The organism is Acinetobacter calcoaceticus ANC 3811, from assembly GCF_000399665.1.
Classification (GTDB): domain Bacteria; phylum Pseudomonadota; class Gammaproteobacteria; order Pseudomonadales; family Moraxellaceae; genus Acinetobacter; species Acinetobacter calcoaceticus_B.
Window position 1 is genome coordinate 1,999,817 of the sequence record NZ_KB976986.1, and the last position, 15,443, is coordinate 2,015,259.

A 15,443-nucleotide genomic window follows, 5' to 3' on the forward strand; every position below is an offset into this window, starting at 1 on the left:
GATAAAAAAGTGAGAACATGATGAAAGCATTATTTCTCTGTGTAGCAGCAATTTTCACAATGTCATTATCAGCCTGTGCAGTTCATACACGGGAAGGTAGTATTGTGATTGATCCAGATTCACCTTATCACAATCATCCCGGAGACTTTTGCCCACCAGGACAAGCGAAAAAAGGACGTTGTTAGAGATATCTTCTTTTAAAGTAATTTTGAAGTTACGTTAAAGAAATAGAGTTTAATTGAATGATAAGTGAGTTTGAAAATGGCGGGTTCCAACCCAAAAATAGATGGGATGAAACTAGAAAATTATGGTGCAAAAAAATCACCATATCCCCAAGATTTTTAAAAGACAATCTTATGTTGTCTTCTATCTAGTTTCATCCCAATTCTTTCTTATTCCGTCTGACTTTTCTTATCTTTTAATAAAAAAGTCTAGTTTTTAATCATTTCTGCATCTGTATTATTGATACATTTTGAACATTTTGCCTTCAGGTTAAAACAGATGTATTTGCTTAATACAAAATAATCATTTATGTAACGTAAGTCTATAAAAATGTTCTAAAATTGTGAAAAAAATTAAGACCAAAATGAGATGAATTTATCATAATAAATTGCTCTTTCATGTTTCATCACATAAATAATCAATATTATTTTGTCAGTTATTGCCACTCGTTTCCTTTCATTGGCATAGATAATGTATACATCTGTATATTAACCCAGTCTTATAACGAGATATTTTATGTCCAGCACAAGTCAAGTCGAAGGTCTACAATTTCCAGTACACGCCTCAACAAAAAAACAAAGCACATCTCTTACAGGCCAAGAGATTTTGTCAGAGGCTTTATCTGTTGTAGATAATAAAACCGCGCAACAAGTGTTGAATGAAAAAAACTGGCGAAAAAACTACCCTATCTATTTTAAAGTACTTGTTAAGCAAGGGATCTCAAATAGTAGCAACCCAATTACTATTGCTAAGCAAGGTTTGCATAAAGCTCACCATATTTTTGACTATTATCGTGATAGTAAACATTACCTTTTAAAAGATGCAGTTCATATTGCTTCATCAACACCACTTCATACTGTAAAAATTAAAGGTGAAAGTGAAGCAGCTCCAGAGTGGTATGTACCTTACAAAGGACAAAAACTCAGTGGACAAAGCTTGCTAGACCAAATTCAACGTTGGGAAGAGGCTGGTATTATTGAACCAAGTCATGCAAAAGCTTTGCGTGAAGCTACTGTTCATCCAGAATGGTTTGATTTGTCTGACCGTACCATGGTGTTGTTTGGTGCAGCTTCAGAAGCAGGCCCTCTGCCTTGGTTAGCCAAATGGAAAGCGAATATTATTGCTGTCGACTTACCAAACCCACGTGTCTGGGGCAAAATTTTAAATACGATTCAGCAAGGAAACGCAACTCTGATTGCACCAAGTGTTGAACAAATTGATTCATCAGCAAAAGTTTCTGAATTAAGAGATAAATTGGGTGCAAATTTATTGACTCAATTACCAGAAATTGCACAATGGCTAGTTCAGTTTCCGCAAAAGTTAGATTTGGCCGCAATTGCTTATTTAGATGGCGAAAAGCACGTTCGTGTATCCATGGCAATGGATAGCATCATGCAATATGTGAGCGAGCATAAGTCTGATACAAGCCTTATGTTTATGTGCACGCCAACCGATGTTTACGCGGTTCCTAAAGACGTAGCCAAAGCTGCTCAACAAAAATTTAAATCACGCACAAAAATACAAAAAATAGCAGTGAAAGGCGTTTCTACACTTTCCTTAAACCGTTTTTTTCAAGCGCCATATCAAGACTTGATTGATTGTGAAAATGGAAAAACTTATGGTATTGCCGACTGTCTAGTCGTTGAGCAAGGGCCAAATTATGCATTGGCAAAACGCATTCAACAATGGCGTGCTATTTTGGCCCGTCATCAGGGACAACACGTAAGTATTAATATTGCTCCCTCTACAACCACTCACTCTGTGACTAAAAACCCATTATTGAAAGCAGCTTTTAATGGTGCAGAGCTTTTTGATGTAGAAGCATTTAGCCCTGAAACCACCAATGCCATTATGGCGGCAATCTGGATTCATGACTTAAGAAATGAGTCTTCTGTAGCAAATCCTGAAACGGAGCTGGACCATCCGCTTGAACTCATGATGGAAGGCGCCAACCACGGCGGATTGTGGCGTGTTGCTTATTTAGCAAGAACTGCTCTGCCTTTTGCTGCAATCTATGGCTTTGCAACCGAAAAGCTACCTTTTGGAAAATCATCTAAAAAATAATTTGATTGAAGCCCAATTCTAGAATTGGGCTTTTTTCTGTGTTTATTTATTTTGAAAGTGTGATAGATATTTTTGCATTTCGTCAGACGGCACCATACCACCTCCTGTCGCCCATACTACATGGGTCGCCTGTTTTAATTTCTCGGCTGATAGTTGATGTAAAGCCAAATAATCAGGACTCGTCTGAACATAGTATGGACCCATCATGCCTGCCACCGCAGAAGGCTCAAGCTGAATATTTTCAGTTTGATTTAGAAGCGCAATGAGTTCATACAAACGTTCATCATGAATAGTGTAATACCCATCAATTAGCTGTTGCATAGCACGCCCCACAAAACCTGAAGCACGACCTACTGCAAGCCCATCTGCGGCGGTAACATTATCAATGCCAATGTCATTTACTGAAATCTGATCATGCAAACCAGTGTGCACGCCAAGTAACATGCAAGGTGAATGGGTTGGTTCGGCAAAAATACAATGTGCATGCTCACCAAAAGCCAGTTTTAACCCAAAACTCACTCCACCAGGGCCACCACCTACGCCACACGGCAAATAAACAAATAATGGGTGCTCAGCATCAACTGTAATTTGTTTTTGCTCAAATTGCTGTTTTAAGCGTATTCCTGCAACGGCATAGCCTAAAAACAATGTTTTCGAGTTTTCATCATCAATAAAAAAGCAGTGTGGATCTTGTTCTGCGGCTTTTCGTCCCTCTTCAACCGCTACACCATAGTCACTGGCATATTCCACAACATTGACGCCTAGTGAACGCAGTTTATCTTTCTTCCACTGTCTCGCATCGGCAGACATATGGACTGTGACTCTAAAACCCAGTTTGGCGCTCATAATACCAATCGAAAGCCCAAGGTTACCTGTAGAGCCTACTGCAATTTGGTACTTAGAAAAAAACGTTCGAAATGAATCTAGATCTAACTTACTGTAATCATCTTCCAACTTGAGAAGCCCGGCCTCAATTGCCAACTTTTCTGCATGAGCCAAGACTTCATAAATACCACCACGCGCTTTAATTGAACCTGAAATAGGTAAATGGCTATCTTTTTTCAGCCAGAATGCTCCATTCAATTGCACTTGTTCTGTTGAAGAAAGTGCCTTTTGCATGTTCACAATTTCAACGATATCTGATTCAATTTTTCCATGTTGAGCTTGAGTCTCAGGAAACACTTTTGCTAAATAAGATGCGAAACGCGCTAGCCTTGCTTCCGCGTCACTTACATCCTCTGCGGTGAGTCCAACTTTTTCTAAAGCTTCTGTTAAAGGATAGCGATGAGGTGTAAACCAAAATGTCTCTTGATAGGCTTGCAATGTCTCAATAAGTGGAAATTGTTGTTTTAACTGATCTATTTGAACCGCATCCATAATCTATCCTGATATCAAAGTTTTAAGCCCAGCTTTTGGAGCTGCTTGATGCTCTATAACGATTTGTTAATTTATAATTGAATGTACATGAAAATAGACTGAACTTTAAAAAGAAACAAATAAAAAAGCCACTGTTTTCAGTGGCTTTAATTTTTTAAATGCTTTTATACAAACTGTAAGAATAACCAGTACAAACCACCTGACAAACAGATTGTTGCAGGAAGTGTAAATACCCATGCAGATAAAATTGTTTTAACTGTATTGAAGTTTAAGCCTGATCTATTCGCGACCATGGTACCTGCAACAGCACTATTTAAAACGTGTGTTGTTGAAACAGGCATACCTAAACCATCGGCAGCTGCAATTGTACTCATTGCTACAAGCTCAGCAGACATCCCCTGACCATAAGTCATATGATGCTTACCAATACGCTCGCCTACAGTTACAACAATACGTTTCCAGCCCACCATGGTGCCTAAGCCAAGTGCCAAAGCAACTGCTACTTTCACCCAAGTTGGAATGTATTGTAAGAATGAATCCAAGCTACTACGGTATTCTTTCACAAGTTTTTCTTGTGACTGATCCATTTTTGGTAATGCATTCGCTTTGTCCAAACGTTTAAACGAAGTGGTGCTTAAATACATGTCATTACGAATTTCACTAATCGCAGCTTCTGGAATATCTTTTAAGTTGTTATAGCTAGAAACGCGCTCACCCAAATGATCAGTCATGCTTGCCAATGCAGGCACTACTTCTGGAGTTTGCTGTTTAGTTTGAATATATTTAGTCAAAATAACACGTGCTTTTTCATCGGTTAATTCTGGCTTATTTTGATTCAAAAATACGGCAGTTTGAGAAGAAAGCTGATGGAATGATTGAACTTGTTGTGTATCAAGGTTTTTATTTAATGAATAAGCCAACGGCACCAGACCAACCAAAATCAGCATGATGAGACCCATACCTTTTTGACCGTCGTTAGAACCATGTGCAAAACTTACACCTGTGCAGGTAAAGATTAAAATTGCACGAATGATTGCTGGTGGTGGTTTGTTACCTTCTGGTGGCTGGAATAATTCTAATTGGCGTTTAAAAATAGTTTTAACCAACAAGAATACAATCGCTGCAAAAGCAAAACCAATTAAAGGCGACAATAATAATGCCTTACCGACTTTAATCACCTGATCCATATCAACACCGCTGGTTGTTACGCCAGTCGATGCACTCAACAGATGGTTCATAATGCCCACACCCAAGATTGAACCAATCAAGGTATGAGAGCTAGAAGCAGGAATACCCAAGAACCAAGTACCCAAGTTCCAGAGAATCGCAGCAATAAGCAGCGCAAAAACCATTGCGAAACCTGCACCGCTACCCATGTTCATAATCAGTTCAACAGGCAACAATGCAATAATGCCGTAAGCGACTGCGCCGCTTGCAACCATTACCCCAAGAAAATTACAAAAACCTGCCCACATGACTGCAACTGGTGCAGGTAAAGCATTGGTGTAAATCACTGTTGCTACTGCATTTGCAGTATCATGGAAGCCATTTACAAACTCAAAGCCTAAAGCAATCAAGAGTGCAGTAGATAAAAGAATAACCGAATAGAGACTCAAAGGTGGAACATGTGCTAAATCAGCACTCACCTGAAATCCAATATAAATAAGTGTCGCAACAATAATCGTCAAAAACACCGGCATAAAAAACTTAGGTGTTGGGACATGTACATTCGTCGATTTGACTTGCAGGTTTGCCGCAAGTTTTGAATCCGAAACAGGGGGTAGATTAGAATTCATGCAGACGGTAAGAGGATAGAAAAATCCTCTGTATTCTTAAATTAAATTATGACAATTATATGACAAAGCGGCGCCTGATGAAGTCAATTTTTCATATTTTGACCTCATTTGATGCACCTTTCCTCTATCCAATTTATTTTTTTATTAAAATACAGCAACTTAAATCAATTTATGTCTTCCTTATTTGTGACTATTTTTAAAGCAAAAATATATAAAAAATTAGCTGTATGGTTATTTTTTAAACAGCTTAATTGTCATAAAACGGAATATTGCAGATGAAATATTTCAATATCATGATCATTTCATGAATATTTGATGAAAAAACAGTCTCTCTTTGTCATAAAAGCCGTTTTTTAATGAATCTATTACAAGTGAATGGCGGGTCGTTATAGCTCATCAATTGTGCAACTATTCTGTTACAATAGCGCCGCATTTTTAAATTTGTACAATATCGGGGTTTTCTATGTCTACGCTTGCCACCCTAAAAGCGCTTCTTGCCAAACGCATTCTGATTATTGATGGTGCGATGGGTACCATGATTCAACGCCATAAACTAGAAGAAGCCGACTACCGTGGTGAGCGTTTTGCTGATTGGGCACATGACCTAAAAGGTAATAATGACCTTCTTGTGCTGACTCAACCCGAAATCATCCAAAGTATTCATGAAGCTTATCTTGATGCGGGCGCAGACATTATTGAAACCAACAGCTTTAACGGCACGCGTGTTTCAATGTCTGACTACCATATGGAAGATCTTGTTCCAGAGATTAACCGTGAAGCAGCACGTTTAGCCAAAGCAGCTTGTGAAAAGTATTCGACTCCAGATAAACCACGTTTTGTAGCGGGTGTACTCGGTCCAACATCGCGTACTTGTTCAATTTCACCTAATGTAAATGATCCCGCATTTCGTAACATTACCTTTGATGAGCTAAAAGAAAACTATATTGAGGCAACTCATGCGCTCATTGAAGGCGGTGCAGATATCCTTCTGATTGAAACCGTTTTTGATACATTAAACTGTAAAGCTGCAATTTTTGCGGTGAAAGAAGTCTTTAAGCAACTTGGTTATGAATTACCACTCATGATTTCGGGGACCATTACCGATGCCTCAGGCCGTACTTTAACAGGTCAAACTGCTGAAGCGTTCTGGAACTCCGTACGTCATGGTGACTTACTTTCAATTGGTTTCAACTGTGCCCTTGGTGCAGATGCCATGCGTCCTCACGTTAAAACCGTGTCTGATGTGGCTGATACGTTCATTTCTGCTCATCCAAATGCTGGCTTACCAAATGCTTTTGGTGAATATGATGAAACACCAGAACAAACTGCTGCCTTCTTAAAAGAATTTGCAGAAAGTGGTTTGATCAATATTACCGGTGGTTGCTGTGGTACGACACCAGACCATATTCGTGCGATTGCCAATGCTGTAAAAGACATTGCACCACGTCAAATTCCTGAAACTAAGCCAGCTTGTCGCTTAAGTGGTTTAGAACCATTTAATATTTATGATGACTCATTGTTCGTTAACGTGGGTGAACGTACCAACGTTACTGGTTCAAAAAAATTCTTGCGTCTTATTCGTGAAGAAAAATTTTCCGAAGCTTTAGAAGTTGCACAGCAACAAGTGGAAGCTGGTGCACAGATTATTGACATTAACATGGATGAAGGGATGCTCGATTCGCAAAATGCGATGGTACATTTCCTAAACCTTGTGGCCTCTGAGCCAGATATTTCACGTGTGCCAATCATGATTGACTCATCGAAATGGGAAATCATTGAAGCAGGCTTAAAATGCGTACAAGGTAAACCCGTTGTTAACTCGATTTCCTTAAAAGAAGGTTATGACGAGTTTGTCGAAAAAGCTCGCCTGTGCCGTCAATATGGTGCTGCGATTATTGTGATGGCCTTTGATGAAACAGGTCAGGCTGACACTGCTAAACGTAAGCGTGAAATCTGTAAACGTTCTTATGACGTTTTGGTTAACGATGTTGGCTTCCCTGCTGAAGATATTATTTTTGACCCGAACGTGTTCGCAGTAGCAACAGGTATTGAAGAACACAATAACTATGGCGTCGATTTTATTGAAGCCACAGGTTGGATTAAACAGAACTTACCTCACGCCATGATTTCTGGCGGTGTATCGAACGTTTCGTTCTCATTCCGTGGAAATGAGCCTGTTCGTGAAGCGATTCACTCTGTGTTCTTGTACCATGCCATTAAACAAGGCATGACCATGGGGATTGTAAATGCTGGTCAAATGGCCATTTATGACGATATTCCTAAAGAACTCAAAGATGCGGTTGAAGATGTTGTTTTAAACCAGAACCAAGGTGAATCTGGTCAGCTTGCGACCGAAAAACTACTTGAAGTAGCTGAAAAATTCCGTGGCCACAGTGGTGCTCAACGCGAAGCAGAAAACCTTGAATGGCGTAACGAACCTGTAGAAAAGCGTCTTGAATATGCTTTGGTTAAAGGTATTACCACCTACATTGACGAAGATACAGAAGAAGCTCGCCTAAAAGCTAAACGTCCTTTAGATGTAATTGAAGGCGCTTTGATGGATGGCATGAACGTTGTTGGTGACTTGTTCGGTTCAGGCAAAATGTTCTTACCACAGGTTGTGAAATCTGCACGTGTCATGAAGCAAGCTGTAGCTTGGCTCAACCCGTACATTGAAGCTGAAAAAAATGGTAGCCAATCTAAAGGTAAAGTCCTAATGGCAACTGTTAAGGGTGACGTGCACGATATTGGTAAAAATATTGTAGGTGTTGTGCTCGGCTGTAATGGTTACGACATTGTTGACCTTGGCGTGATGGTTCCTTGTGAAAAGATCTTACAAACTGCGATTGATGAAAAATGTGACATTATCGGGTTATCAGGTCTGATTACCCCATCTTTAGATGAAATGGTATTTGTTGCGAAAGAAATGCAGCGTAAAGGTTTTAACATTCCTTTGTTGATTGGTGGTGCAACAACTTCAAAAGCACATACAGCAGTAAAAATTGACCCTCAGTACCAAAACGATGCTGTGATTTATGTTGCCGATGCTTCACGTGCTGTAGGTGTTGCAACTACCCTGCTTTCAAAAGAAATGCGTGGAAAATTCATTGAAGAGCACCGTGCTGAATATGTCAAAATTCGTGAGCGTTTAGCCAATAAACAGCCTAAAGCTGCCAAGCTGACTTATGCAGAGTCTGTTAAAAACGGCTTTAAAATTGATGAGAGTTATGTTCCTGCAAAACCAAATCTTTTGGGAACACAGGTCTTAACCAATTACCCACTTGCAACACTTGTAGAATATTTTGACTGGACACCATTCTTCATTTCTTGGAGTTTGGCAGGTAAGTTCCCGAAAATTTTAGAAGATGAAGTGGTTGGTGAGGCTGCAACAGATTTGTACAACCAAGCTCAAGCAATGTTGAAAGATATTATCGACAACAACCTTTTTGATGCACGTGCTGTATTTGGTATGTTCCCTGCTCAGCGCACTGATGCTGACACGGTCAGCGTATTTGATGAAGCGGGTCAAAATGTTACGCATACTTTTGAACATTTGCGTCAACAATCTGACAAAGTAACAGGTAAACCAAACTTGTCTTTAGCAGATTACATTCGTACTGATCGTGAGCAACAGGACTACTTAGGCGGATTCACTGTATCGATTTTTGGTGCAGAAGAATTGGCAAATGAATACAAAGCCAAAGGTGATGACTACTCTGCAATTTTAGTTCAGTCACTAGCCGACCGTTTTGCTGAAGCCTTTGCAGAACATTTGCATGAACGCATTCGTAAAGAGTTCTGGGGTTATAAAGCTGATGAACAGCTCAGCAATGAAGAACTAATTAAAGAGAAATATGTCGGTATTCGCCCTGCACCAGGCTACCCTGCTTGCCCAGAACACTCTGAAAAAGCTGTGTTGTTTGACTGGTTAGGTTCTACAGATAAAATCGGCACCAAACTCACTGAACACTTTGCAATGATGCCGCCATCTTCGGTAAGTGGTTTCTATTACTCTCATCCACAAAGTGAATACTTTAACGTGGGTAAAATCTCTCAAGACCAACTTGAAGATTATGCAAAACGTAAAGGTTGGACACTTGATGAGGCAAAACGCTGGTTAGGGCCGAATTTAGATGATTCGATTGTCTGATTTAGAGTCCTTTTAATCTTCTCTACCCCCTCTTTAAAAATAGAAAATAGAGAGATGTCATGTGAGTAAATGAAATACATGACATCTCCTCTCTTTGAAAAAGGGAGGTTGAGAAGGATTAAATTGATATTCAAATAAAAAATATATAATTTATCTATTAAATATTTTTAGAAAACTTTCAAATGGCAATAATTAAAAAATTTGAGTTAGCAAGCTTAGAATCTATTTGTAATATTTTAGGTAATACAGAAAATGGATTAACAGGTAGTCAGATATCTAAATATTTATCCGAATGCGATATCTCTGACCCCCAACTTAATTCCACCAAACGGAAAAAATTGTATGATGCTCTAGAACAGAAACAAAATAATGATAGATGTTCAAATAATATAATCAGCTTTATTCAACATGTAATGAAACCATCAAGACACTTTGATAACCAAGAATGGTTTCTAGATATGCGTAAAAAGTTAAATTTTGTACTTTCATTTGAAGGTTTAGAATTAGAAGAAACAGGATTAATAAGACAAATAAAAGCTACAACCACCCTATCTGAAGCAGAAGCGCGAGCACAGCAATTAAGAAAAGCTCTTATGGATAGAAAAATTCATAATGATGTTCTTCATTTTTGTAAGGCTGAATTATTAGTTGATAATTATTTCCATGCCGTTTTTGAAGCTACAAAAAGTATTGCAGAGAAAATTAGAATGAAAACAAATTTGACATCTGATGGAGCCGAGTTAATAGATCAAGCATTTTCCTTCAAAGGTAAAATTCCTCATTTAGCGTTAAGTTATTTAAAAACTGAAAATGATGAAAGTGAGCAAAAAGGTTTTATGAATCTACTAAAAGGAGTTTTTGGTACTTTTAGGAATACTACTGCCCATGCTCCTAAGATTACATGGAATATTAATGAACAAGATGCTTTGGACATTTTATCAACTATTTCATTAATTCATAGAAAACTAGATAAAGCACTGGAGCCTAAAAAAATGTACGAAGGAAAATGATAATGCTGCCCAATCTCACACTCAATAACTAAGCTTATTACTGAACAATAGAAATTATAATAAAGTTAGGAGTTAGCCTTTGTCGACAAAACTGTAATCCTAAAATTTGCTTAAGGCATAATGTTTGCCATAGCTACTGTTCTGTATCGGCCATATTGTTACGTAAATCACGCGATGGAAGTTTTAAGCTATTGTTATAAGACTGCATCACAACTCTCTTATTTTTTAAATATTCTTTTAAGAGTCTTGGCATAATATCTGCCAGAGAATAACAATGCACGAAACATCATTATGAACACAACTCAACTTTTTCTCGGCGTAATCTTTAGCTCAATTGGACTCGGCTATTTTCTCTATGGAAAAAAGCAAAAAATGACTGTGCCTTTTTCTGTGGGTTTAGTTTTAATGATTTTTCCTTATTTTATTGAAAGTAATGTCTTGCTTAGTGGCATTGGTACTCTACTATCCGTTATTCCCTATTTTTTACGTTTTTAGAGTCATTTCTTAAATGGTTTGAATTTCCTCAACTCTTAAGTGATGCATCATCTCTCGAACAAATACAAAGTAGGTAAAAACATAAAGCTGATTTGGGGACACTTGGCTTGTGTAGTAGCTCAAATGCTCAATAAAATCCATTTACCTAGCACTTTTAGATTAAACAATCAGTGAATAAAAATCCCCCAATCTTTAAGATTAAGAGATTTCCTTTCGATACTATTTATATCAAACACACATGAACTTTACTTCAAATGTGACTTAATCTTCTCTTTAACTGCTTCAGTTGAAATACCATAGCGATCATGCAAAGTGGGTAATGCCCCTGCATCTAAAAATGCATCTGGCAAACCAATCATGTCAAAACGAGGATGTTGTCCATTTCTTAGAAGTAGTGAGCCGACAGCTTCCCCTAACCCACCAATGACTGAATGATTTTCGGCTGTTAAAACAGGTCGACCACCTTTTGCGACTTCATCCAAAATAGTTTGTTCATCTAAAGGTTTAATTGTAGGCACATGCAACACTGAAACCTCAATGCCCTCTTTTTCAAGCTCTTCGGCTGCCTCAAGCGCACGCATGGTCAATAAGCCAGTCGAAATAATGAGTAAGTCTTTACCCGGTTTAATCACCTGTGCTTTACCCAATTTAAACTGGTAATTGTATTTATCGAGCACTAATGGAACCTGCCCACGCAATAGACGCATATATACAGGGCCATTATGAGCGGCAATTTGAGGAATCGCTTGTTCGATTTCCAAGGCATCACATGGGTCAATGACCATCAAGTTCGGCATTGCACGGAAAATCGCAATATCATCGGTTGCCTGATGGCTGGGGCCATAGCCCGTGGTTAACCCTGGAAGTGCAGCCACAATTTTGACATTCAGATTATCTTCAGCAATCGCCATACAAATAAAGTCATAGGCACGGCGTGATGCAAACACTGCATAGGTAGTCGCAAAGGGAACAAACCCTTCACGGGCAAGCCCCGCTGCTGCGCTCATTAAAAGTTGTTCTGCCATGCCCATTTGGAAAAACTTGTCTGGGTTTTCTTTAGCAAAAATATGCAGGTCAGTATATTTTGATAAATCTGCTGACAAACCTACGATATCGTCACGCTCTTTTGCCAAAGCATTCAGTGCATGTCCAAATGGAGCTGGTTTGGTCGGTTGGCCCTCGGCAGCAATAGAAGCAATCATTGCCGAAGTGGTTAGTTTTTTCTTAGGAGGATTGGCTAACTGGCTCATGGTGTATTCCTTACTGTCCGTAGTGGGTCAAAATATTTAAAGCGTCATCCCATTCATGTTCATCAACACGAATGAAGTGTGTTTTTTCGCGGCTTTCCAAGAACGACACACCCTTACCCATTTTGGTGTCACAAATAATGACGCGTGGGCATGCCCCCTCATGGTTTCGTGCTTGATTGAATGCCTTAAGTAAAGCTTCCATGTCATTGCCATCTACGCGTTGGGTGTACCAACCGAATGACTGCCAACGGTCTACAATCGGTTCAAACGCTAAAATTTCGCTTGAGTGTCCATCTGCCTGCTGATTATTCACATCAATAATGGCAATTAGGTTATCTAGTTTCCAATGAGACGCAGACATCACGGCTTCCCATGTTGAGCCTTCATTTAACTCACCATCGGACAGTAAGTTATAGACAAAAGCATCCGACTTTTTCTGTTTCAACCCTAGACATGCACCGACTGCAATTCCAAGACCGTGCCCCAATGAACCACCTGTAATTTCCATGCCCGGTGTATATGAAGCCATACCCGACATTGGTAGACGACTGTCATCTGCTCCATAGGTTTCAAGTTCTTCAAGCGGGATAATTTTCGCTTCAATTAAGGCCGCATAAAGTGCAATTGCATAGTGCCCAATAGAGAGATAAAAACGGTCACGGCCTTCCCATTCAGGGTTTTCTGGCTGATATTTCATGGCATGAAAATAAGATACTGCCAGTAGATCTGCTGCACCCAAAGCTTGTCCGACATAGCCTTGACCTTGTACTTGTCCCATACGTAAAGCATGTTGGCGAATGTGGTAGGCACGTTGTTGCAACTCGGCAATTTGGCCTGATTTATCAATATTTAACATTGTCATTTACTATTCCTTATCAACGATTGACCAGTTTCGCCGGAACACGCAGAACCAGACTGGCACCGAAAATTAATACTGCTGTGATTAAGAACATGCCGATTGCATTTGAACCTGTGTTGGTGGTGACCCAACCAATTAAATAAGGTGAGCAGAAGCCTGCGAGATTGGCGAAGCTATTGACGGCTGCAATACCTGCCGCTGCAGAAACACCACCCAAGAAGTTGGTCGGTAACATCCAAAATAAAGAGGATGCAGTCAGCACACCTGAGGCTGCGATGCAAAGGCAAATTAAAGAGAGCGTTAGATTTGAAGCGAATAAGGTCGCAAGTGTGAGTGCAATAGCGCCTGCACACATCGGGATAATTAAGTGCCAGCGACGTTCTTGGAAATGGTCACCACTACGCCCTGCCAAAAGCATAACCACAATGGCGCACATATAAGGAAGACTCGTAAGTAGCCCAATATGCCAGTTATCACTAATGCCTGAGTTACGAATGAGAGTTGGCAACCAAAAGGTTATGGCATATTGGCCCATCACTACACAAAAATAGATGCCTGCAAGTAACCATAAGCGTTTATCTGCGATGAACTCTTTAACGCTAGCATGACCTTCTTTGTGCTGGTTATCTTGAGCAAGCTCTTGCTTCACCAAGTTTTTTTCGTCTTGAGTTAACCAGTTGGCGTCTTGAACTGAATCTTTTAAAACAGCAAGTACCAATAGGCCAACAAACACAGTAGGAATGGCTTCAATAAGGAACATCCATTGCCAGCCAAACCAACCATGTACACCGCTCATTCGGTCCATGATTAAGCCTGAAAGTGGTCCACCAATCATTCCCGAAATTGGAATAGCGATAAACCAAAGTACAGTCATGCGTGCACGGCGGTAAGACGGAAACCAGTAAGTGAGATAAAGTAACAATCCCGGAGCCAAACCAGCTTCAGCAACACCAAGTAAAAAACGTAAAGCATAAAATTGCCATTCGGTTTGAACAAAGGCAAAACAACCTGACAAAATGCCCCAAGTAATCATGATACGGGCAATCCAACGTCTTGCACCTACCTTGTGAAGTACGATGTTACTTGGCACTTCACAAAGAAAATAACCAATAAAGAAAATCCCTGCGCCTAATCCATATACAGCCTCACTAAACTGTAAATCGTTCATCATCTGGAGTTTGGCAAAACCAACATTCACTCGATCTAAATAGGCACAAAAATAACAAAGCATTAAAAATGGCATGAGCCGAAATGCAATTTTTCGATAGGCTGACTTACGAAGCGCCGTATCTACTTCAGATGAAAATACTGTATCCATCATGCGAATCCCTTTACATTTGGCCACAGTATCCTCTTGTGACCATCATTCTATTTTTAGTTTTTAAATAGCGAGCGATTAATGAATCAGCATGCCACCATTTACATCGAGTGTTACGCCAGTTAAATATGCTGACAGATCACTTGCCAAAAATAATGCTGCATTTGCAACGTCTTGTGCTTTGCCTAAACGTCCGAGTGGAATACCAGCAAGAATGTCATGGCGACGGTCATCATTCATTAAACCGCCAGTAATATCAGTATGGATTAGACCCGGAGTAAGAGAATTTACACGAATTTGGTCAGGACCAAACTCACGAGCCATCGCTTTTGCCAAACCTAATACTCCTGCTTTGGCAGCGCTATAGTGTGGCCCGCCAAAGATACCGCCACCCCGTTGTGCTGAAACTGAAGATAAGCACACAATGCTTCCACCACCGTTTGCTTTCATGGATGGAATAACAGCTTGCGACATAATGAGTGTTCCGCGAAGGCTGACATCTAAAATACGGTCATAGTCATTGCGCTGAATATCGAGGGTTTTAACTGGCTGAGTAATGCCTGCATTGTTAATTAAAATATCAATCTTGCCGTAGTGCTGTAATGCTTGTTCAACAGCTGCTTTGACCTGTTCTTCATTTGCAACATTTGCAGCAAGACCTAAATGTCCTTCACCAAGTGCCTTCGCAGCGTTTTGGCTTTGAGCAAGATCTAAATCAACAATAATGACCTTAGCACCTTGTTGTGCAAAGATTTCTGCGGTTGCTCGCCCAATTCCACGTTCTGATGCTGCACCAGTAATTAATGCCACTTTTCCTTGTAGTAACATGTTCAATCCTCTTTTACGCTTTATTTCCTGAGTTCTGACTTAGAATCTCTTTTTTCACAAAGCCCAGCAATCAG

The 15,443-nt window shown here is 39.8% G+C and carries 11 protein-coding genes and 2 pseudogenes; 5 read left to right on the top strand and 8 right to left on the bottom strand.

Features of this window, described 5'->3' with window-relative positions; genetic code table 11:
• Nucleotides 1-20: 20 nt before the first annotated feature.
• Entirely contained in the window at nucleotides 21-185 is a 165-nt protein-coding gene (locus F935_RS18465) for a hypothetical protein (protein ID WP_016138934.1), read from the top strand.
• 553 nt (nucleotides 186-738) lie between these two features.
• Nucleotides 739-2,286, top strand: a complete 1,548-nt coding sequence (locus F935_RS10630; RefSeq protein WP_016138935.1) for a hypothetical protein — start codon at nucleotides 739-741, stop codon at nucleotides 2,284-2,286.
• Between the two features lie 42 nt (nucleotides 2,287-2,328).
• Here F935_RS10630 and F935_RS10635 read toward each other — a convergent pair whose 3' ends face one another.
• Together F935_RS10635 and F935_RS10640 are read right to left on the bottom strand one after the other, a co-directional pair.
• Nucleotides 2,329-3,663: a D-serine ammonia-lyase gene (locus tag F935_RS10635; RefSeq protein WP_016138936.1), complete on the bottom strand. Its 1,335-nt coding sequence runs from the start codon at nucleotides 3,661-3,663 to the stop codon at nucleotides 2,329-2,331.
• Nucleotides 3,664-3,827: 164 nt separating this feature from the next.
• Nucleotides 3,828-5,459: an inorganic phosphate transporter gene (locus F935_RS10640; RefSeq protein WP_016138937.1), complete on the bottom strand. Its 1,632-nt coding sequence runs from the start codon at nucleotides 5,457-5,459 to the stop codon at nucleotides 3,828-3,830.
• A gap of 463 nt (nucleotides 5,460-5,922) precedes the next feature.
• Here F935_RS10640 and metH point away from each other — a divergent pair, with 463 nt between their 5' ends.
• A complete protein-coding gene (metH, locus tag F935_RS10645; RefSeq protein WP_016138938.1) occupies nucleotides 5,923-9,609 on the top strand; it encodes a methionine synthase in 3,687 nt (1,228 codons plus the stop codon).
• Between the two features lie 182 nt (nucleotides 9,610-9,791).
• The gene (locus F935_RS10650; RefSeq protein ID WP_016138940.1) at nucleotides 9,792-10,619 is read left to right on the top strand and encodes a TIGR02391 family protein; all 828 of its coding nucleotides are present in this window, start codon (nucleotides 9,792-9,794) and stop codon (nucleotides 10,617-10,619) included.
• Here the strand turns inward: F935_RS10650 and F935_RS18470 are convergent.
• Nucleotides 10,619-10,827, bottom strand: a pseudogene (locus tag F935_RS18470) (DUF559 domain-containing protein); the annotation flags it as partial. The gene F935_RS10650 and the pseudogene F935_RS18470 sit on opposite strands and share 1 nt — an antisense overlap.
• Before the next feature lie 83 nt (nucleotides 10,828-10,910).
• Here F935_RS18470 and F935_RS10655 point away from each other — a divergent pair.
• Entirely contained in the window at nucleotides 10,911-11,114 is a 204-nt protein-coding gene (locus F935_RS10655; RefSeq protein ID WP_016138941.1) for a hypothetical protein, read from the top strand.
• 9 nt (nucleotides 11,115-11,123) lie between these two features.
• Here the strand turns inward: F935_RS10655 and F935_RS19075 are convergent.
• The 5 genes and pseudogenes from F935_RS19075 to F935_RS10675 all read right to left on the bottom strand — a co-directional run.
• Nucleotides 11,124-11,249: pseudogene (locus tag F935_RS19075) on the bottom strand (hypothetical protein); the annotation flags it as partial.
• A 110-nt stretch (nucleotides 11,250-11,359) separates the two neighbouring features.
• Nucleotides 11,360-12,364, bottom strand: coding sequence for a transketolase family protein (locus F935_RS10660; RefSeq protein WP_000080243.1), 1,005 nt, complete (start codon nucleotides 12,362-12,364; stop codon nucleotides 11,360-11,362).
• 10 nt (nucleotides 12,365-12,374) lie between these two features.
• Nucleotides 12,375-13,220 carry a transketolase gene (locus F935_RS10665; protein WP_080645743.1) on the bottom strand — a complete coding sequence of 282 codons (846 nt, stop codon included), beginning with the start codon at nucleotides 13,218-13,220 and terminating at the stop codon, nucleotides 12,375-12,377.
• Nucleotides 13,221-13,239: 19 nt separating this feature from the next.
• Nucleotides 13,240-14,541: an MFS transporter gene (locus tag F935_RS10670; protein ID WP_035366221.1), complete on the bottom strand. Its 1,302-nt coding sequence runs from the start codon at nucleotides 14,539-14,541 to the stop codon at nucleotides 13,240-13,242.
• Nucleotides 14,542-14,619: 78 nt separating this feature from the next.
• Complete coding sequence (locus tag F935_RS10675; protein WP_016138944.1) at nucleotides 14,620-15,369, bottom strand: SDR family NAD(P)-dependent oxidoreductase; 750 nt, start codon at nucleotides 15,367-15,369, stop codon at nucleotides 14,620-14,622.
• Nucleotides 15,370-15,443 lie beyond the last annotated feature (74 nt).

Excerpts from the sequence above, each read along its gene's own strand:
- F935_RS10640 (WP_016138937.1), bottom strand. The coding sequence starts at position 5,459 with ATGAATTCTAATCTACCCCCTGTTTCGGATTCAAAACTTGCGGCAAAC.
- F935_RS10635 (WP_016138936.1), bottom strand. The coding sequence starts at position 3,663 with ATGGATGCGGTTCAAATAGATCAGTTAAAACAACAATTTCCACTTATT.
- F935_RS10670 (WP_035366221.1), bottom strand. The coding sequence starts at position 14,541 with ATGGATACAGTATTTTCATCTGAAGTAGATACGGCGCTTCGTAAGTCA.
- F935_RS10660 (WP_000080243.1), bottom strand. The coding sequence starts at position 12,364 with ATGAGCCAGTTAGCCAATCCTCCTAAGAAAAAACTAACCACTTCGGCA.
- F935_RS18465 (WP_016138934.1), top strand. The coding sequence starts at position 21 with ATGAAAGCATTATTTCTCTGTGTAGCAGCAATTTTCACAATGTCATTA.
- F935_RS10630 (WP_016138935.1), top strand. The coding sequence starts at position 739 with ATGTCCAGCACAAGTCAAGTCGAAGGTCTACAATTTCCAGTACACGCC.
- F935_RS10665 (WP_080645743.1), bottom strand. The coding sequence starts at position 13,220 with ATGTTAAATATTGATAAATCAGGCCAAATTGCCGAGTTGCAACAACGT.
- F935_RS10675 (WP_016138944.1), bottom strand. The coding sequence starts at position 15,369 with ATGTTACTACAAGGAAAAGTGGCATTAATTACTGGTGCAGCATCAGAA.
- metH (WP_016138938.1), top strand. The coding sequence starts at position 5,923 with ATGTCTACGCTTGCCACCCTAAAAGCGCTTCTTGCCAAACGCATTCTG.
- F935_RS10655 (WP_016138941.1), top strand. The coding sequence starts at position 10,911 with ATGAACACAACTCAACTTTTTCTCGGCGTAATCTTTAGCTCAATTGGA.
- F935_RS10650 (WP_016138940.1), top strand. The coding sequence starts at position 9,792 with ATGGCAATAATTAAAAAATTTGAGTTAGCAAGCTTAGAATCTATTTGT.